Origin of the sequence: Halomonas sp. AOP7-B1-5 (genome assembly GCF_052353045.1) — a bacterium.
GTDB classification, from domain to species: domain Bacteria; phylum Pseudomonadota; class Gammaproteobacteria; order Pseudomonadales; family Halomonadaceae; genus Vreelandella; species Vreelandella colorata.
In genome coordinates this window covers 19,167-37,120 of the sequence record NZ_JBQTDC010000003.1, presented here as the reverse complement: position 1 = coordinate 37,120, position 17,954 = coordinate 19,167, and the positions used below count along the sequence as shown (strand labels likewise).

Annotated in this window: 19 protein-coding genes; 6 read left to right on the top strand and 13 right to left on the bottom strand. The window is 52.4% G+C overall.

All coding sequences use genetic code 11. The annotated features are described in order from the left end of the window. Positions 1-42 precede the first annotated feature (42 nt). The 12 genes from ACT3XD_RS02435 to ACT3XD_RS02380 all read right to left on the bottom strand — a co-directional run bounded on the left by ACT3XD_RS02435 (position 43) and on the right by ACT3XD_RS02380 (position 11,239). The gene (locus ACT3XD_RS02435) at positions 43-1,314 is read right to left on the bottom strand and encodes a methyl-accepting chemotaxis protein (protein ID WP_192536556.1); all 1,272 of its coding nucleotides are present in this window, start codon (positions 1,312-1,314) and stop codon (positions 43-45) included. Positions 1,315-1,465: 151 nt separating this feature from the next. After that, positions 1,466-1,966, bottom strand: a complete 501-nt coding sequence (gene cheW / locus ACT3XD_RS02430; RefSeq protein WP_192536447.1) for a chemotaxis protein CheW — start codon at positions 1,964-1,966, stop codon at positions 1,466-1,468. Beyond that, positions 1,963-4,029 (bottom strand): chemotaxis protein CheA, encoded by a 2,067-nt coding sequence (gene cheA, locus ACT3XD_RS02425; protein WP_192536446.1) that lies wholly within the window; start codon positions 4,027-4,029, stop codon positions 1,963-1,965. The genes cheW and cheA overlap by 4 nt, the downstream gene beginning before the upstream one ends. Before the next feature lie 43 nt (positions 4,030-4,072). Next, the gene (gene motB / locus ACT3XD_RS02420; RefSeq protein ID WP_192536445.1) at positions 4,073-4,996 is read right to left on the bottom strand and encodes a flagellar motor protein MotB; all 924 of its coding nucleotides are present in this window, start codon (positions 4,994-4,996) and stop codon (positions 4,073-4,075) included. Next, positions 4,993-5,862, bottom strand: coding sequence for a flagellar motor stator protein MotA (gene motA / locus ACT3XD_RS02415; protein WP_192536444.1), 870 nt, complete (start codon positions 5,860-5,862; stop codon positions 4,993-4,995). The genes motB and motA overlap by 4 nt, the downstream gene beginning before the upstream one ends. 193 nt (positions 5,863-6,055) lie before the next feature. Further along, positions 6,056-6,616, bottom strand: a complete 561-nt coding sequence (gene flhC / locus ACT3XD_RS02410; RefSeq protein WP_192536443.1) for a flagellar transcriptional regulator FlhC — start codon at positions 6,614-6,616, stop codon at positions 6,056-6,058. After that, entirely contained in the window at positions 6,613-6,945 is a 333-nt protein-coding gene (gene flhD, locus ACT3XD_RS02405) for a flagellar transcriptional regulator FlhD (protein WP_018917794.1), read from the bottom strand. Before flhD ends, flhC begins: the two co-directional genes overlap by 4 nt. Before the next feature lie 117 nt (positions 6,946-7,062). Beyond that, positions 7,063-7,347, bottom strand: a complete 285-nt coding sequence (locus ACT3XD_RS02400) for an EscU/YscU/HrcU family type III secretion system export apparatus switch protein (protein ID WP_018917795.1) — start codon at positions 7,345-7,347, stop codon at positions 7,063-7,065. Beyond that, positions 7,331-8,542, bottom strand: coding sequence for a flagellar hook-length control protein FliK (locus tag ACT3XD_RS02395; RefSeq protein WP_192536442.1), 1,212 nt, complete (start codon positions 8,540-8,542; stop codon positions 7,331-7,333). The genes ACT3XD_RS02400 and ACT3XD_RS02395 overlap by 17 nt, the downstream gene beginning before the upstream one ends. Further along, positions 8,539-8,940 (bottom strand): flagellar protein FliT, encoded by a 402-nt coding sequence (gene fliT / locus ACT3XD_RS02390; RefSeq protein ID WP_192536441.1) that lies wholly within the window; start codon positions 8,938-8,940, stop codon positions 8,539-8,541. Before fliT ends, ACT3XD_RS02395 begins: the two co-directional genes overlap by 4 nt. 7 nt (positions 8,941-8,947) lie before the next feature. Beyond that, positions 8,948-9,364, bottom strand: a complete 417-nt coding sequence (gene fliS, locus ACT3XD_RS02385; protein ID WP_192536440.1) for a flagellar export chaperone FliS — start codon at positions 9,362-9,364, stop codon at positions 8,948-8,950. Between the two features lie 186 nt (positions 9,365-9,550). After that, positions 9,551-11,239, bottom strand: coding sequence for an HD domain-containing phosphohydrolase (locus tag ACT3XD_RS02380; RefSeq protein ID WP_192536439.1), 1,689 nt, complete (start codon positions 11,237-11,239; stop codon positions 9,551-9,553). A 301-nt stretch (positions 11,240-11,540) separates the two neighbouring features. Here ACT3XD_RS02380 and ACT3XD_RS02375 point away from each other — a divergent pair, with 301 nt between their 5' ends. Beyond that, positions 11,541-11,906 carry a flagellar protein FlaG gene (locus tag ACT3XD_RS02375; RefSeq protein WP_192536438.1) on the top strand — a complete coding sequence of 122 codons (366 nt, stop codon included), beginning with the start codon at positions 11,541-11,543 and terminating at the stop codon, positions 11,904-11,906. Between the two features lie 95 nt (positions 11,907-12,001). Here the strand turns inward: ACT3XD_RS02375 and fliE are convergent, their stop codons facing one another. Beyond that, positions 12,002-12,331: a flagellar hook-basal body complex protein FliE gene (gene fliE, locus ACT3XD_RS02370; protein ID WP_192536437.1), complete on the bottom strand. Its 330-nt coding sequence runs from the start codon at positions 12,329-12,331 to the stop codon at positions 12,002-12,004. A 255-nt stretch (positions 12,332-12,586) separates the two neighbouring features. Here fliE and fliF point away from each other — a divergent pair, with 255 nt between their 5' ends. The 5 genes from fliF to fliJ are packed head-to-tail and all read left to right on the top strand — an operon-like array spanning position 12,587 to position 17,944. Continuing rightward, a complete protein-coding gene (gene fliF / locus ACT3XD_RS02365; RefSeq protein WP_192536436.1) occupies positions 12,587-14,341 on the top strand; it encodes a flagellar basal-body MS-ring/collar protein FliF in 1,755 nt (584 codons plus the stop codon). After that, positions 14,334-15,341, top strand: a complete 1,008-nt coding sequence (gene fliG, locus ACT3XD_RS02360; protein ID WP_192536435.1) for a flagellar motor switch protein FliG — start codon at positions 14,334-14,336, stop codon at positions 15,339-15,341. The genes fliF and fliG overlap by 8 nt, the downstream gene beginning before the upstream one ends. After that, on the top strand, positions 15,334-16,086 hold the full coding sequence (locus ACT3XD_RS02355; protein ID WP_192536434.1) for a flagellar assembly protein FliH: 753 nt from the start codon (positions 15,334-15,336) through the stop codon (positions 16,084-16,086). The genes fliG and ACT3XD_RS02355 overlap by 8 nt, the downstream gene beginning before the upstream one ends. A 14-nt stretch (positions 16,087-16,100) precedes the next feature. Further along, entirely contained in the window at positions 16,101-17,495 is a 1,395-nt protein-coding gene (gene fliI, locus ACT3XD_RS02350) for a flagellar protein export ATPase FliI (protein ID WP_192536433.1), read from the top strand. Next, entirely contained in the window at positions 17,492-17,944 is a 453-nt protein-coding gene (gene fliJ / locus ACT3XD_RS02345) for a flagellar export protein FliJ (protein WP_192536432.1), read from the top strand. Before fliI ends, fliJ begins: the two co-directional genes overlap by 4 nt. Positions 17,945-17,954 lie beyond the last annotated feature (10 nt).

The following is a 17,954-nucleotide window of genomic DNA, read 5'->3' as shown; positions in this document are numbered from 1 at the left end:
GTTCAGTTCGTAAGCAGTATGTCGCTCAACAGACGCATGCCGTTAAAATGCTTCCCAGGCTTGCGCCTCTGCCGTTTTCGCAGGGGTAATGGCAGGTGGCCGGGATGCTAAAGGGGGGGCTAAACTCACGCTGGGCGAGATGGAAGGGGCAATGCTATGCGCTACCTGAAAGCGTTCGACGGCATTTCTTAACCGGGCGGCTTCACTTTCAAGTTCATTAGCGCTATGAGCGGCGTGCTGGACAAGCTGCGCATTTTGCTGAATCACCTGATCCATCTGTGCGACAGCTTGATTGACCTGACCGATACCGTTGCTCTGCTCTTCCGACGCGGCGGCGATTTCATCCATGATATCGCTTACCCGCTGCACGGCATCGACCAACGCCTGCATGGTTTTACCTGCCTGATTGACGCGCTGCGTGCCGGCATCTACCGTGCCCAATGACCGATCAATCAGCGTGCGGATCTCTTTTGCAGCGTTGGCACTACGGCTTGCCAAGCTGCGCACCTCTTGCGCCACCACGGCAAACCCCTTGCCATGTTCACCGGCACGTGCGGCTTCTACCGAGGCATTCAGCGCCAGGATATTGGTCTGAAACGCGATATTGTCGATCACCGTAATAATATCCGCCACCTGGTGGGAGCTGGCGTTAATATCCTGCATCGTCTCTACAATTCCGCCCACCTCTTCGCCGCTACGCCGGGCTGTTAAGGTAGCGTTTTGCGCCAGCTGGCTGGCTTGTCGAGCATTATCGGCATTATGCTCAACCGTCGAGGCGAGTTGCTCCATGCTTGAAGCGGTCTCTTCAAGCGAAGAGGCCTGCTGCTCTGTACGCGAGGAGAGATCGTTATTACCACTGGCAATCTGTTGGGAACGCTCATGAATGGACGCACCGCTACTGCGCACAACGCCGACCGTTTCCGATAATGATGACTGCATATGAGCCATCGCCACGTATAGACGCCCGATTTCGTTATTGCCTGGCGCGGTAATTTGTTGGCTTAAATCGCCCTGGGCCATCTTTTCAAAATAGCCCACCAAGTGATCCAAAGGGCGCAGAACATTGGCGGTCACGCCCCAAATTACCGCTACCGCCACTGTTACCGTGATTAGCACAATAGCGATTAAAAACCACCGAATACGTGCGGCAAAGTCCGTAAACACAGCCTGCTGGGCCAGGCCATCATTGGTGGCCTGCATAAGCGCCGACCCATGATGAAGGGCATAAAAACCGATGCCACATGCCGCAATAACCAGCAATGAGAAGCAGGTAAGTACCAGCCCCCAACTAAGACGCACGGTCATATTGCCCATTATCTGCCGCATTAGCTGTGTCACTATGGTTTCTCCAAACACAACGTTACTCGCAGGCGTTTTCCCTAACGCACGGGTAGTGTTTTCGTACAGGTAGACACGCTCCATGTGTCTTGTAGTAACCAAAAAATAATCAAGCAGTTGCAAAACATTAGCGGTTGCTGGTGCTATCCACTAACGCCATCTCTTCACTGGTCAAAAGCTTATCGATATCGACGAGCACCAGCATGCGATCGTCTAAGCTACCGAGCCCGCTTAGGAAATCTGAAGATAGCGTCACACCAAATTCAGGGGCAGGCTTAATTTGCTCGGGGGTTAGCGTCATAACATCAGAAACGCCATCGACCACAATACCCACCACGCGATCAGCAACATTGACCACGATGACAACGGTCTGGCCGCCGTATTCGACGCTTTCCAGATGAAACTTAATACGCAGGTCAACAATCGGCACAATCACGCCACGCAGATTGGTCACCCCTTTAATAAAGTCAGGTGCGTTGGCGATACGCGTCACATTTTCGTACCCGCGGATCTCCTGAACCTTCAAAATATCAATGGCGTACTCTTCTTCGCCCAATGAAAATACTAAAAACTCGCGATTTTCAGCTTCATCAGCGGCGTGTACCGCCTCACTATTAGCCTGACTCATGACGGCTCAGCCTCCTTGTAAAAAGAGATAGGTTGATTGTTAACTACTTTGCCCGCTTCTTTCTTGACCCTGCTCAAGCGATGCAGCCCTGTAATATCTAAAATTAACGCCACGCTGCCATCGCCAAGGATGGTTGCCGCCGATATGCCTGGCACTTTGCGATAATTATCTTCAAGATTTTTAACGACCACTTGCTGTTGACCAATCAGCTCATCGACCAGCATGGCGTAACGCCGACCTTCCCCCTGCACGATGACCGCAATGCTTTGGGTAGGATCGGTAATCGCGTTTTCCACATCCAGAACTTCATGGATGGCAATAACGGGCAGGTACTCATCGCGTACCTTTAAGACAACATCATCCCCCGCCATGGCATACATGTCGTTTTTGGTCGGTTGCAATGATTCAAGCACGGTAGAGAGCGGAAGAATAAAGGTTTCCCCACCGACTTTGATCGACATGCCATCCAGTATCGCAAGTGTCAGCGGCAGTACGATCCGCGTATTGGTGCCCTCGCCTTTTTTGGACTGGATTTCAACGCGGCCGCCCATTCCCTGAATATTACGCTTGACCACATCCATGCCCACGCCTCGCCCGGAAACATCGGTCACGGCTTCGGCGGTCGAAAAGCCTGGCGCAAAAATCAGCTGATAGACTTCTTCGTCGGTCATGGCGTCAGAGACGTTAAGCCCATTTTCCCGAGCTTTAGCTAACAGACGCTCCCGATCCATACCCGCGCCATCATCACGCACTTCGATCAAGATATTGCCACCCTGATGGCGGGCGGACAGGATGAGTTTGCCGGTTCGCGGCTTGCCCAGTGCCTCACGCTTGTCCGGCATTTCTATACCGTGATCAAGGCTATTACGTACCAGGTGGGTTAACGGGTCAGTGATGCGCTCGACCAGGCTTTTATCCAGCTCGGTGGACTTGCCCTCGGTCACCAGCTCAATCTCTTTACCCAGTTTGCCCGCAGTATCCCGCACAACACGCGGAAAACGGCTAAACACAAATTCCATGGGAATCATGCGAATAGACATGACAGACTCTTGCAGATCACGGGCATTTCGCTGTAATAGGCTCATACCGTTCTGCAGCGAGCTGTTACTCACTGACTGGTCATCCAAGTCGCTGACCGTCTGATCCAGCATTGACTGGGTGATAATTAACTCACCCACTAGGTTGATGATCTGGTCGACCTTATCAACCGAAACACGGATGGAAGAGGATTCAGCCGCTGCCTTTTTGGGTTTGGCACTGCTGGCAGGCGCCTTTTTAGCTTCCACAGGCGGTTTTTTCGCCGGTGCAGGCTCTGAAGGAGCGAGCATGGGGGCACTTTTAGCGTTGTTTTGCTCAACGTTAATGGGGGCAGCCAAATGCACATCACCAGCGGGTGTAATCTCAATCTGCTCAGGCTCGATGATAAAGCACATCACGGCTTCAATATCATCGGCACTGACATCACCGTTGAGTATTACTTCATAACGCTTTTCATCGCCGGATTGCGCCTGGACGTCGCCTAGCTGCTCAAGCTCTTCAACCAGCAACACGCGATCTTTTTCACTGACATTAAGTAATGCCACGATCAGTTGACTATGATCAGCCTCATTGCTGGGTAGTTCTTCAGGCTTGGCAACCGGCTCAGGCGCTGCGATGGGCGCTTCGAGTGTCTGGCCAATCTCTTCTAAGGCTATCTGCTGTAAGGTATGGCAAATTCTTTCGTACGCCTCTTGATCGGGCGCTTCCTCGTTACGGTAGGCATCGAGTTGCTCATGCATGATGTCTTTAGCCTCTAGAAAGGTATCAACGAGGTCGGCACGTAACACAAGCTCACCCTTACGCGCGTGATCTAGCAGGTTTTCGAGAATATGCGTGGTCTTTTGCAGCACGCTAAAGCCGAAGGTACCTGCCCCCCCTTTGATTGAGTGCGCTGCGCGGAAAATAGCGTTTAGCTGCTCGTTGTCTGGATTATCGACATCAAGCTCCAGCAGGTGCTGCTCCATATCCGCCAGCAGCTCTTCCGCCTCTTCAAAAAAGGTGTCAAAAAAATCCGCTATATCCATGCACCACTCCACTCTAACGTCATATTTTTGTCACAAGGCTCGCTCATTCTGACGCATCGTCCTGTGATATATCTTGCGGTAAGTCTTCTAACAGTTCGTTAGCAGAGGTAGGCACTGTGATATCAGTTCCCATAATTCCTGGGTTACGAATCGCCTCTGCGATTTCGGGTAACAAAACGACGAGTTCAATGCGTCGATTGACCGGGTCGCTTGGATCGGTATCTGGCAGCAGTACGCGGTCAGCAAAGCCTGACACACGCAGTAGTTGATCCGGGTCGAGCCCACCGGCAACCAATTCCCGCCGTGATGCATTAGCACGATCGTTGGAAAGCTCCCAATTGCTATACCCTCGGTAACCACCGGCGTAAGGCACGCTATCGGTATGGCCGCTGATACTCAGATCATTGGGCAATTCGTTCAGTAAGGGCGCAATCGTGCGCAGCAAATTGCGCATATAAGGCGCCACTTGATCCCGGCCTAACGCAAACATGGGCCGCTGTTCGGTGTCGAGCAGTTGAATGCGCAGCCCTTCACGGGTTAGATCAAAACGCATTTGCCTGCGTAGCTGACGCAGCTCGGGGTCTGCCTCAATTGCGCGTTCGATGCGCTCCTGTAGATCGGTGAAGAAACGTCGCTCCTGCATGCTTGGCCGGGTCTGCTGCATGGTATCGATGCGCGCTCTTTCACCATCACTGTGTGTCGGGTCCGGGCCACCGCCAGGAATAACCCTGGTACTGCCTGATTGATCACCACCAGTGATCGCCGTCACCAGTGGCGTACTGAAATATTCTGCCACGCCGCGCCGCGTTTCTTCACTGGAGACACTTAAAATCCACATTACCAGGAACAGCGCCATCAGCGCGGTCATGAAATCCGCTAGAGCAATTTTCCAGGCGCCGCCGTGATGCGCATGCACCACCTTTTTACGCCGGATAATAATCGGGCGCTTTTCACCGCCCTTACTCATGCAGTACCGCCCTTCCTGGCATTTTTCACATACTCTTCAAGCTCGAAAAAAGTTGGACGCTCGGCGGTATACAGCGCTTTACGGCCAAACTCAACGGCCAGCTGAGGTGCGTAGCCGTGCAAACTTGCCAATAATGTTATCCGAATGCATTGCATCATCTTTTCTGCTTCCTGGGCTTGCCGACCGGCGAAGCTGGCAATGGGGTTAATAAAGCCGTAACCCAACAAAATACCCAGGAAGGTTCCCACCAGCGCGTGGGCAATCATTTCACCCATCTGTTGCGCAGTGGCATCCGCATAGGTCAATGCCTTGATGACCCCCATTACTGCCGCCACGATGCCGAAGGCGGGCATGGCATCGCCCACTTTTGCAATCGCATCGACGGGGACATGAGCCTCTTGTTCAAATACTTCGATTTCGTGCAGCATCAGCTCATCAATTTCCATCGGTTCCATACCACCACTCACCATCAAGCGCAGATAATCCGTCAAGAACGTCATCACATGAGGGTCAGCCAATACGGTGGGGTGCTCTTGAAAAAGAGGACTTTCTTGAGGGTTGTCAATATCGCGCTCTATTCCCAACATCCCTTCACGACGAATTTTTGACAATAGCTTGTACTGCATTGCCATGACTTCCATGTAGAACGCTTTGTTATATTTTTTTGCTCCCTTGAGCCTGGGCAACAGTTTGAATGTGGCTTTAATGGCTTTTATGTTGTTAGCCGCAATAAAAGCACCCACGCCAGCTCCGCCAATAATGACTAGCTCAAGTGGCTGGTATAAAGGGCCAAGGCTGCCACCAGCCAGCACATAGCCACCAAATACGCATAACAAAACGACTACATAGCCTAGAAGTATCAGCACAAGCAGAGTCCTTGCGGTGTGTCAGTATTAAGTAAGGGAACTAAAATTCATCCATCTGTTCCGATGGTTAGGTATTGTTCCAGCTCAAACGCAAAATTGGTCTCATCATACTAGGGCTAACGTGCAGTTTAATTAAAAAGTACCGCCGCATTTCACCGCTATCTATGCATTAAGGGTCTGCTCGACAAACGCTCTACGAGGCATCTGTAGGATTATTCTTTTCCTTCTGAGCAAGCTGCGATTTACGCGTTTTCCCCGCTCTGGAAGGCGGTTGACAAATACCACATATATAGTCATGTGCCGGGCTATGGGCATGTGCAACGAAACGACCTCTACACCGTGTGCACGTATTTAGCTGCAGCAAATCGCTTTCAAAAAAGCGCACTAACGTCCAGGCACGCGTCAGGCCCAGCACAGGCTCGGCACCTTCCAATATCATTTGTTCATCATAAAGCCGGTAGGCTTTTACGAATGCATCGATCCTTTCGCAACTGGTATCTCTAAGCAGACTTGCGTAGATATTATAAAAAAGCGAAGAATGGACGTTGGGTAACCATGTAATAAACCAGTCTGTCGAAAAAGGCAGCATGCCCTTGGGTGGCGACATCCCGCATACTTCTTTATAAAGTTTAATCAGGCGTGTACGGCTTAATTCAGTTTCCGTTTCCAGCACCTGTAGACGAGCACCCAGTTCAATCAGCTCTATTGCCAGCTGCACTTGGTGCATTTCATCGACCAAGCTCTTCTGACTCACTCCTCATCTCCTGCTGGCAATGATTCAAACGTATCGCAGGCCAATAGCAGTGACGCATGTAAGCCTGCGAGCCCTTGATCACGCGGGTTCTCCGTGACTTGCCGCAGCCGCTTTGCACTCGTCTGGCTAAACCGACACACCAACTGATTGGTGCGTGCCAATTTTGTTAGTTGGCGCGCGCTTAGTGAAGACAGCAGGTCAGCAACATCACTATCTATCTTCAAACGAAACAGTGCAGCCTCACGATCTTCACTGATCAAACGCTGCGCGAGAAGCAAATAGGCTAAGTTTATTTCTTGAATTTCGTCGAGAAAATTAGTGTGGCTCATAGTGTTCCATCGAACGGCGCAGGCGCTATCTTGTAACCATTATACGGGCGCCTTGATGACTTTTTTTTCCTTACTCAACATCATGGTTGCACACTCTATCTGGATTGGCTACTTGGCTTAGTCGCGGCGTTTTAAGCTCTCTTCGGATAACTCAAACACCCATACCAGTAACTCTGCGACCACCTGGTAAAGCCGAGGTGGTATTTCAGTGTCTAAATCTAGTTGCATCAACAGCGCAACGATTTCAGGCGCATCATGCACATAAATTCCCTGACGTTGAGCTTCGGCCATAATACGCTCAGCAAGCTCGCCATAGCCTTTTGCCACCACCCGCGGCGCACGCTCATTTTCCTGATAGGCAAGTGCCACGGCTTGACGCCGACGCTCATCCGGCACGGTCATGGCTGCTCTCCAGCGGCATGTACCGCGCACGCACTTGAACTTTTTCCAAATCCAAAGCGCCCAAACGCCGCTCTAGAGCGGGTATATCTTTTTCAAGATGATGGTGGGTGGCTTTATCGGCCGTTGTTAAGTCAATGCTTAGCACCGCCCGATAAAACCACAAAGAGACACTAAATGCTCCCACATTAGGCACTTCTAACTGCATTTCGGAACGCCAACCCTCATCAGGATCGCTATTTTCCTGTTGATTTTCCTGCGTTTTATCGTGGGTTGGCAGATGAATGACCAATGCCATAAAAATACCGGCCCACACGTCACCTTCCCAACGCACCGCAGGCATTACCAACATATCTAACTGCTGGCGCACCAGGCTTTGTAAACTCTCATGAACAATATCGCGGTGTCCGCGATGCTTCATATGCTCTATTTCACGCTCATAAGCGATTATTTCACGTGATGGAGTGTTACTGACGTCGGGCGCAGCAGGAAAATTACTTTGCGCTGGAGCTGCGCTGGGCATTACCGAACGCTCCACGATGGCTTTATCGTTTGGCACATATACCAAGGCGCTACCGGGCGTTATCAGCGCATTGGTACGCGATGCCAAGGACTCAGCATTGGCCAAAAACGGTACACTTGGCAATAAAGGCTGAGTGGCGAGTGGCACCATCAAGGGGCGTGGCCCAGGCTGCATTTGCGGCTCACGCATTAACTGCTGCCGAGACATATCGCCTTGAAACCAGCGCTTTAAATGGGATTCATAAAACAAGCCACTATCACGTACGCTGGCTTCCAGTCGACCTGCCACTTCACTGGCCGCTGGCGAGCCTTGTAGCGTTACTAAAGGCGACGGCGGCCGTATAACAGCGGGGGGAGCTGGAAAGCGCAACAAAACATCCGCGATGCTGCGGGCAGCCGGGCTAAAATGTGTTTGGGTTGACCCTGGCGCAGTTCCTTGCGGTTCGCCGGGGGTAAATTGCCGCTCTCCACCTAAGGAGCCAGGCATGCGCCTTAAATCATTTAACGCGGCAGGAGGGCGCCCATCAAGATCTGAGTCGCCCTGTATAGGACGCGGGCCTTCGCCAGAAGAAACAGGCTTAACGGGCTCACTTAAAGCACGCTGCAACGACACCTCACCCTGCCGCCCCAATACCTGATGCAATAGTGTATCGATGAGCGGCGTGATACCGCTCACGTCGCGGCCTCTTCATCATCAGAACGATGATTTTCAGTGACACCTTGCTGAGGTGCATAGGCGCGGTGTAAATCACGCTGGCGCTGAGATACGCCGATCAGTTTGCCTAGCTCATCACGCCTTGCCACTAGCCGACGACGAATTTCCACATCAAACTCCAAAATACGCTCAAGCAGCTCTGCTTTACGTAGCTTATCGGCCTCATCTAATATCACGGTACTGTCAAGCTCACGCAGCATTTCTACCCGTTTGACATAATATGTACGCTGCTCAATCAGCTCTACCCACTGTTCAGCGCTAGCCAGTTCGTGCATTTGAGTCACATGAACCAGTAACCCTTCATACGCCTCTATCAGTGCTTGAGGCGTGTCGTTGTGGGTATTTATGGAAGCTGCCATGGAGGCCTCATGCGCTCTGCTGTTGACCAATGTCCCGCCATGCGGAGGCGATGTTTTCGAGCAAGTTCTCTGCCTGGTTTAAGCTCTCTTCATCGTTGCGTAGATTAGCGGCGAGCAATAAACGTGCAATATAGTCGTAAAGAGAGGCTAGCCGTTCAGCGATATCGCCGCCTTTCTCTTGATCAAGCGCGGCAGCGAGCCCGTTATTAATAATATCCAGCGCTTTGGATATAGCTTTCCCCTTTTCACTAATATTACCGCTCTGCATATGGATGCGAGCAGCACGAATAGCCGTCTGCGCTCCTTCAAAAAGCAGTACAATAAGCTTATGCGGATCCGCTGACATCACGCCGCTTTCAACTCCTACACGTGCGTAAGCATTGGCACCTCTTCCGTAGGCAGCGCTGCCGCGAGAGTACGTCATTAGCTGGAACTCCTTGTTTGTGGCAGTCATTGGCATAACCGATATAAGGACTGCCACCTGTCTTTTATCATGCGATATGAGCACGCTATGCTCAGCTATAAGAGATATCGGCGCCATCAAGCCAGACTTTAATGGTTAAGCATACTTTTTCGCTGAACGATGGCTAATGTTGATCAAAAAATTACGTTACGTTGAGACCGCCACTTCTTGTGTCGGCTTTCCAAGTCGCTCGCGCACATCACCACGCACCAAACCACCCAGTGAATCACGCATGGGAGGAACTGCCTGCTGCGTCAACACTACCTCCAATGGCGTCCCCGCCTCATCCAAGCGCAGCACCCATGCTAGCTGTTCGCTTGAAAAACGCACCAGCGCTCCAACCGGCAACGCTTTAAAGTGTTCGATATAACGTTTTATCCAGCGCAAGTCGAATTGGTGCGGATGCCCCAAAAGGTGCCGATAAATCTGCTGTGTGGTTTTAGCCGGACGATCAGAACGATCCCTGCGCATCGCTTCAACCACATCAACAATCGCGCTGGCCTTGGCAAGTTCGTTAATATCTTCTCCGCTTAGGCCATCGGGATAACCACTGCCATCCAGGCGCTCATTAATTCCACCAATAACCGCTTGAACAACACTCGCCGATAGCCACTGACAATGCTGGAGGCGATCGATCAACAAGGAGACGTGCTCGCTCATGGCTTGCCGGTGAGTGGCCTCAAAACTTGGCGCTCTAAAGATAACCTGGGGCACCAACACCTTTCCCAAGTCGTGGATCAAGCCACTGGCAACAATTGCCTTACGTGCCTCGCGAGGCATATTTGCCCCTACCAAGTCGAGTAGATGAACCGCAACGGCAATTCCATGGCGCACTAGCAAAGGCTCACGCGACATGCAGCGCGAGGCAAATAACAACGCCTCACGGTCCTCTTCATGAAGCGCCAGCACGCGGTCAGCATTACGCGATAATCGCTGGGCATCAATCCCACTCCCCTGCTGCAAAAGCAGCAGTTGAGCATTAAGATAGGCAGCCACCTTTACCAGGCGACGCGCCATCGGCGTTGCATAATGTTTTATATCGCGCCGCCCAACCCCCTCACTGCCTATACGTCTCTTGGGCTGCTCAAAGAGCGGCGATGGCTGCCGATCCTCCTGCACTTCTTTTTGGTAACGAGCGGCTTCACGCTCTATCTCACATACGAAATACCAAACCTGACGTTCTTGCTCTGCCGTAAAATTCGAAAATTTAAAACCGACGCGCAGCAGATGCTTTTCTGAGTCAACCTTCTGGTGGCGCGCAATGGCATGCCCTTCAAAATAAGTGCCATCCGGAAAGCTAAGAGCAAGCTTAAGAGGAGCGTCTGCTTCAGCTAATATACCGCTAGCCGTCATCGGCAGCTCCAGCTGACATCCCTCTTGGGATATATCGCGCAACTCGCCAACCGCAGTTTCACCCAACACACTAAATACGCTAGCCGCTACCGCCATCCCCATGCGCAGCTCAGCACGAAAAGATTCGCGACGCTGAAGCACATCAATCGTCTCGGGGTAGTCACTGCAACATAAAAAGCGCCCCCCGGAATGACGTGTCTCGGTCAACGCCAGTAGCGGCGTACGAACTACTTTTCCCTGAGTCTGGCCTTGCAGATAGAATGTCTCACCACTTTGTAACCGACCAAGCAAGTAGTCGACCGAAGATAAGTCCATTACCAGTGCTTTATCTACATGCTGTTCCATAAGCACAATAGGCTCAGCGCGGGCCTCAGGCGAAGCCATGCAAAGCGATACACCGCCATTTTCAATCATTGTATTTAGCAGAGATTCAATCACCACTGAGCTGGCAATTGTTTCATACTCATCTTGCTGCGCTAGCATGTTCGCCTCGTTTTTTACGACCGCGTTAATAGAAATCTATTGTGCAAGGAAACTCTTATTCAAAAAAACTACTGCACGCGGCGAAGCATAGCAGATGCTTTCTAGTAACCGCAGATATTGTAACGGCACCGTTACACATCAATTTCTCAGCATAGTTTGGCGCATATAAAGTTTACGGCGAACCGGCCGATGGTATGAGTGAAGTCCGATAAAAGATCGCTGGGCTGATAATGCATCAAACGAATAAAGTCTACCGGCAGGTAGCTAACAGTAGCGCTTATCTTTATGGGAAATAACCGACATGACACCACCACTCATCGATACCACAGCAGCACTAGCAGTAACGCCAAACCGCTTAACGCCCCAACAGCGCCTAGATAGCACGCTAAACCAGCTATCTACAGCGAGCACTTCATCACTATTATCAGATGCAGATCAAACGAGCATAAAAACAGGCGAGCTGGTTGAACCCATCCAGCGCATTAACACGGCGATGCGCGTTCATGGGCTAGAATTTGATGTTAGCGAGGAATCTTCACGGGTTGTGACGCGCGTAATTGACCGCGAATCTGGGGAGGTTATTCGTCAGATTCCTGCGGAGGAAGTACTCGCCATTGCCGAACGCCTAGAAGAAATACAGGGCCGCCTTATCTCGTTAGAGGTCTAAGGGCGAGAAAAGCGAGCGTTAAACAAGCACCATACGATGGTTTTATAATGGCGCCCATTTTCAAGAGAGCTAAAAGACGCTAAGGCTACAGGCAGTTACACCTGCATATTCATAACGTCGCGATAGGCAGTTACCAGACGGTTACGCACCTGCAGCCCCATTTGAAAAGCAACGCTCGCTTTTTGCATATCCACCATCACGTCGTTTAATGCGACATTCGGCTCACCCGCCTGGAAGGCCATGGCTTTCGTATCGGCAGCTTTCTGAAGGCGGTTAATGCGCTGAATTGAGGCTTGTAACTCGCTGCCAAAGCCACCTTGCCCTACGGCTGTCGAGACGTGTGTACCCTTCAACGGCTGTGATGCCGCCTGCGTGGCCAGCCCCTGCATTTGCTGAAGCGCTGCTTGGATAGCAGGTGTACTCATCGGCATGCCTCATCGGCTTTAAATGAAATAATGGGCAAAGCCTACCACTACTGGTAGCGCACTCATACGAACAAATACGCCCTAAAAGCCAAGCTTTTCGTTCATTTATGCTCGACACACCCCAGGATAATGGCGCCCATCACAATTCCGCCCCATTCTCTTGGCGGATAACCGCGATTGACGGATATAGCCTATGCCTTCTTTGGTGATGCGCCTGGGCCGACACCTGTTTTGCTTACCCCTATGGAGGGATGCATGAGTGAAATTGGTGCAACGGCAGGCCGTCAAAGTAACACGACACAAAGTGCCTCCCGTAGTAACTCAACAGACAGCGACGCAAAAAGTTCTTCACCGACTGAGCGCTTGCTAAAACAGTTACGCGGTAACCCATTGGTCATTCTACTGATCGCAGGGGCTGCTTCAATTGCCGTGGTGGCAGCACTTTTCATGTGGGCAAGTAGCCCAGAATACCGCGTTCTCTACAGCAATCTTAATGAAGCCGATGGCGGACGGATTATTGCCGAACTTGATAGCCGCGCCGTGCCCTATCAGTTTAGCGCAGGCGGCCAGGCGCTGCTTGTGCCTAGCGATCAGATTCATACACTAAGGCTACAGCTTGCCGAGCAGGGCTTGCCCCGGGGCGGCAACGTCGGCCTTGAGTTAATGGATACCCAAGCGTTTGGCATTAGCCAGTTTGCTGAGCAGGTAAATTACCAGCGCGGTCTGGAAGGCGAGCTTGCCCGCTCGATGGAGTCGCTCGGCCCAGTCGAGCGCGTTCGCGTGCACCTCTCTTTAGCCAAACCGTCTGTGTTTATTCGTGACCGCGAGCCAGCCAAAGCCTCGGTCATACTCACCTTGCTACCCGGCCGAGTGCTGGGTGAAGGTCAAGTAAGTGCCATTGTGCATATGGTTTCCAGTAGCGTGCCTGAACTAGCCGCGCAAGACGTCACGATCGTCGATCAAAACGGTCGGCTGCTGTCTGCTGATACCACGCGAGGGAGTGACCTTGATGGGACTCAGCTTGAATATATCGCGGAAGTCGAACGCTCCTATCAGCGACGCATCGAGCATATTCTTACCCCCATTTTAGGCAGTACGAATGTCCGCGCTCAGGTTGCTGCGCAAATTGATTTTTCACGTCGCGAGCAAACGTCGGAACGCTACGGCCCTAACCAGCCCCCGAATGAAGCGGCCGTACGTAGCCGCCAGCTTAGCCTCTCTTTCGATGGTGATGATCCCTTAGCGAGTGGAATTCCTGGTGCATTAAGCAACTCCCCACCCGGCACAGCCCCCTCTCCCATCAATCAGCCTGATGGTGAAGAAGGCGAGGAAGAGGTGCCGCCGGAGGCACTGCGCAGCCTGCGTCAAGAAGACGTGGTCAACTATGAGGTTGACCGCAGCGTTGAGCATGTGCAGCAACGACTCGGCCAAATTGAGCGGCTTTCAGCGGCGGTTGTGGTTAATTATCGTGATGTGATCAATGACGAAGGTGAGCTTGAACGGGTTGCGTTAACCGATGTTGAAGTCGCTCAGATTGAGCGCTTGGTACGCCAGGCTATGGGATTTTCTCAAGTACGTGGCGATCAGGTTGAGGTGGTGAACTCACCCTTCGCCGACACCCGCGAGGAAATGACTGAGACTGTATGGTGGAAGCAGCCAGAGACACTTGCAATGGCAGGTACGCTAGGGCGTTATTTGCTAGTTGCCTTGGCGGCACTGTTGATTTACCTACTGATTCTGCGCCCCTTAATCAAGCGCTATACACAGCCCCCGGTAACGGCGCCTACAGCGACACCTGGTCGTACGCTTAGCACCAGCGTGGGCGATGAAGACGATGAGAGTGACGATGAAGCGGAAGGTGATGATGACGATACCTATAGCGACAAACCCAAGCGTCGTCGTAAAACATCACTGTACGAACATAATCTCAATGACCTACGCGAAATGGCTCAGGAAGATCCTCGTATGGTCGCCATGATCATTCGTAGCTGGATGAATAATAATGAGTAGCGAAACGGCTAACATGACAGGCGCTCGCAAGAGCGCCATCCTTCTCCTAGCGCTGGACGAAGACAGTGCAGCGGAGGTCTTCAAATACCTAAATGCTAGTGAAGTACAAGATATCAGTATGGAGATGGCGCGCCTGAATCAAGTATCCCATGAGGATATGAAGGCTGTGCTTGAAGCATTCCACCGTGAAACCGAAGAGTTTGTGGCGCTCAACCTTAATTCTAGCGAACACATCCGCTCAGTACTTACCAAAGCACTGGGCAGCGAGCGCGCCTCTAGCCTGATTGAAGACATATTAGAAACCGCTGGTGGCAACTCAGGCATTGATGCGCTCAACCTGATGGAAGCCTCCATGGTGGCTGAGCTTATCCGCGATGAGCACCCCCAGATCATCGCGACTATCTTGATCCATTTGGACCGCCATCAAGCAGCCGATATTCTTGAATTTTTTGAAGAGAAACTACGCAACGATGTGGTGCTGCGTATTGCAACATTTAGTGGCGTACAGCCCGCAGCCTTGCAGGAGCTAACCGAGGTTCTAACCAGCATGCTGGATGGACAAAACCTTAAACGCAGCAAAATGGGCGGCGTAAGAACGGCGGCCGAGATTCTCAACCTGATGAACTCGTCCCAAGAAGAGACGGCTATCGAAACCGTTCGCGCCCACAGCGAAGACTTGGCCCAAAAAATTATCGACGAAATGTTCCTTTTCGAGAACCTACTCGACCTGGACAACCGCGCTATACAGATGGTGCTGCAAGAAGTCGAAACCAACTCTCTGGTGGTGGCGCTCAAAGGCGCTCAGGAAGCCCTGGTCGACAAGTTCCTGCGCAACATGTCTCAGCGCGCTGCCGACCTGGTTCGCGAAGATATGGAAGCACGCGGCCCAATACGCGTCTCACAAGTCGAAACGGAACAAAAAGCAATCTTGCAAGTGGTGCGCCGCTTAGCTGATTCCGGTGAAATCGTCTTAGCCGGAGGAGATGACGAGTATGTCTAATTCGTCGTCAGAATTTGACCGCCATAGCAGCTGGCAGCGCTGGCAAATGGATGAGCTTCCCGCCTCCAACCAAGGCAGCGACCAAGCGACCAGCGGCCCCACCGCGCATCAACGCAAAGTGCTGGCCGCCCAAAAAGCGGCTGAGCAGGCTCATCAGCGCGAACAGCAAGAGCGTCAGGCACTCTATGAGCGTCTTCGCCAAGAGGCTGAAGAAGCCGGCTATCAGGCAGGTTTTCAACAAGGCATGGAAGAAGGTACGGCAAAAGGTCTGGAAGACGGTCGTTTGCAAGCCCAGGATGAACTGCAAGAGCAATCTCGCTTAGCGATAGCGCCTTTGAATACCCTGGCAAAGCAGTTTTCAGAGGCACTGGAACGCATTGACGACACCATCGCGCATGATCTTGTTGAACTCGCACTAGCGACAGGCAAGCAGTTGGCAGGCAAAGCCTTACAGGAAACACCCGAGCAGATACTTAATATCGTGCGTGAGCTTTTACACACCGAGCCGCCTCTGGTGGGCCAGCAGCGCTTATGGTTAAACCCTGACGATCACAGCTTGGTAGAAACGCATCTGGGCACAGAGTTCAGCGCGGCCGGCTGGAAGTTACAGCCTGACGATCAATTAGCTCGGGGTGGCTGCCGAATTACTAGCGCCCAAGGCGAGCTGGATGCAACCTTTGAAAGTCGTTGGCATGCCATCCAGTCGCAGGCTAGAAAGCGCCATTCATCTAACACTGCGTCTTAATAGGCGAACACGTAATGAATGACTCCACCTGCCCTCACCAGCATCGCTGGCATAAAGCCATCCGCCGTACCACACAGCGGGTAAGCCATTTGCCATGCCATCGCAGCAGCGGCCGCGTAACGCGAGCGACAGGGATGGTCATTGAGGTAGTCGGGTTACGTGTGGCCGTCGGAAGCGCTTGTCGTATCGAGCTCCCTGGGCCGGACGGCCGCCTGACCGATAGCCATAAACATGCAGAAGCTGAAGTCGTTGGGTTCGCAGGCGATAAGCTGTTTTTAATGCCATTGGAAGAGATTTCGGGATTAATGCCCGGTGCCCGGGTCTCTCCCCTGGGAGATGGAAGTGGCCACAGTGCACGACGCTTTCCCATTGGCGATGAACTGCTGGGTCGTGTATTAGACGGTAACGGTAATCCGCTGGATGACCGCGAGGGCCTTGAAGATGTGCCCCATGCCACGCTTAGCTCAGCCCCCCTTAATCCGCTATCACGAGCGCCTATTGAGGATCAGATTGATGTGGGCATTCGCGCAATCAATGCGCTTTTAAGCGTCGGCCGTGGCCAGCGAATGGGGCTTTTTGCAGGCTCGGGGGTAGGTAAATCGGTGCTGTTAGGCATGATGGCACGTTATACCAAAGCCGATGTGATTGTTGTCGGGCTAATCGGTGAGCGTGGCCGAGAAGTACAAGATTTTATTGATCATATTTTAGGGCCTGAAGGCCGTCGTCGCTCGGTTGTAGTGGCCGCGCCAGCGGATACCTCGCCACTTCAGCGGCTACAAGGGGCAGCTTATGCAACGCGCCTTGCCGAAGGCTTTCGTGATGCCGGCCGCAATGTGCTGCTAATTATGGATTCATTAACACGTTACGCCATGGCCCAGCGTGAAATTGCTCTCGCTATTGGTGAGCCTCCCGCGACAAAGGGCTATCCGCCTTCCGTGTTTGCCAAGCTGCCAGGCCTTGTTGAACGGGCCGGCAATGCTGAGCGCGGCGGTGGCTCGATTACAGCTTTTTATACCGTTCTTACCGAAGGCGATGACCAGCAGGATCCGATTGCCGACTCGGCCCGGGCGATTTTGGATGGTCATATTGTGTTATCACGCGGTTTAGCCGAAGCCGGCCATTACCCAGCGATTGATATCGAGGCTTCGATCAGTCGCGCCATGACGGCGATTACGACACAAGAGCAGCTACAAGAGGCCCGCGTTTTCAAGCAGATGTTTTCCCGCTATCAGCGCAATCGCGACCTGATTAGCGTTGGTGCTTACAGTCCAGGACACGACCCAAGACTTGACGAAGCGGTGAATCTTTTTCCCGCGCTGGAGCGTTTTCTTCAACAAAATATTGATGAGTGTGCAACGCTTGAAGACTCACACCAAGCACTGCATGCCGTGGTGGGAGGCCGCACATGAGCCATTCGCAACTCGAAATGTTAACGGGCTTAGCCAAAGATGCCCGCGACCAAGCAGGTAAACTGCTTGCCCATGAACGACAAACTGAGCAGCAGACCGCCTCTCAGTTACAATCACTTAGCCAGTATCGCGCCGAATATGCCGAGCGATTGCAAAAGGCGATGAGCGAGGGTATCGACCCTGCCACGATGTACAATTATCAGCAGTTTTTAGCCTCGCTTGATGCGGCATTAAGCCGTGCCCGCCAAGCGTTAATTGCTCAACAACAGCGTGTCCAGCAGAGCCAGCAACACTGGCAGCAAGAGCAGCGTAAACTCTCCTCCTACGATACACTGGCGACGCGTCGGCTATCAGAAGAGCACCGCCGCCTTGAGCGCCATGAGCAAAAAACCAACGATGATCTGGTGACGGGCCGCTTGGCTCGCCAGCGCAATGAGAAACCGCATTAGCGGCGCCGAG

Bases quoted from the DNA above. Each gene is read 5' to 3' on its own strand.
- ACT3XD_RS02435 (WP_192536556.1), bottom strand. From the start codon at position 1,314: ATGGGCAATATGACCGTGCGTCTTAGTTGGGGGCTGGTACTTACCTGC.
- cheW (WP_192536447.1), bottom strand. From the start codon at position 1,966: ATGAGTCAGGCTAATAGTGAGGCGGTACACGCCGCTGATGAAGCTGAA.
- cheA (WP_192536446.1), bottom strand. From the start codon at position 4,029: ATGGATATAGCGGATTTTTTTGACACCTTTTTTGAAGAGGCGGAAGAG.
- motB (WP_192536445.1), bottom strand. From the start codon at position 4,996: ATGAGTAAGGGCGGTGAAAAGCGCCCGATTATTATCCGGCGTAAAAAG.
- flhD (WP_018917794.1), bottom strand. From the start codon at position 6,945: ATGAGCCACACTAATTTTCTCGACGAAATTCAAGAAATAAACTTAGCC.
- ACT3XD_RS02400 (WP_018917795.1), bottom strand. From the start codon at position 7,347: ATGACCGTGCCGGATGAGCGTCGGCGTCAAGCCGTGGCACTTGCCTAT.
- fliT (WP_192536441.1), bottom strand. From the start codon at position 8,940: ATGGCAGCTTCCATAAATACCCACAACGACACGCCTCAAGCACTGATA.
- fliS (WP_192536440.1), bottom strand. From the start codon at position 9,364: ATGACGTACTCTCGCGGCAGCGCTGCCTACGGAAGAGGTGCCAATGCT.
- ACT3XD_RS02380 (WP_192536439.1), bottom strand. From the start codon at position 11,239: ATGCTAGCGCAGCAAGATGAGTATGAAACAATTGCCAGCTCAGTGGTG.
- ACT3XD_RS02375 (WP_192536438.1), top strand. From the start codon at position 11,541: ATGACACCACCACTCATCGATACCACAGCAGCACTAGCAGTAACGCCA.
- fliE (WP_192536437.1), bottom strand. From the start codon at position 12,331: ATGAGTACACCTGCTATCCAAGCAGCGCTTCAGCAAATGCAGGGGCTG.
- fliF (WP_192536436.1), top strand. From the start codon at position 12,587: ATGAGTGAAATTGGTGCAACGGCAGGCCGTCAAAGTAACACGACACAA.
- fliG (WP_192536435.1), top strand. From the start codon at position 14,334: ATGAGTAGCGAAACGGCTAACATGACAGGCGCTCGCAAGAGCGCCATC.
- ACT3XD_RS02355 (WP_192536434.1), top strand. From the start codon at position 15,334: ATGTCTAATTCGTCGTCAGAATTTGACCGCCATAGCAGCTGGCAGCGC.
- fliI (WP_192536433.1), top strand. From the start codon at position 16,101: ATGAATGACTCCACCTGCCCTCACCAGCATCGCTGGCATAAAGCCATC.
- fliJ (WP_192536432.1), top strand. From the start codon at position 17,492: ATGAGCCATTCGCAACTCGAAATGTTAACGGGCTTAGCCAAAGATGCC.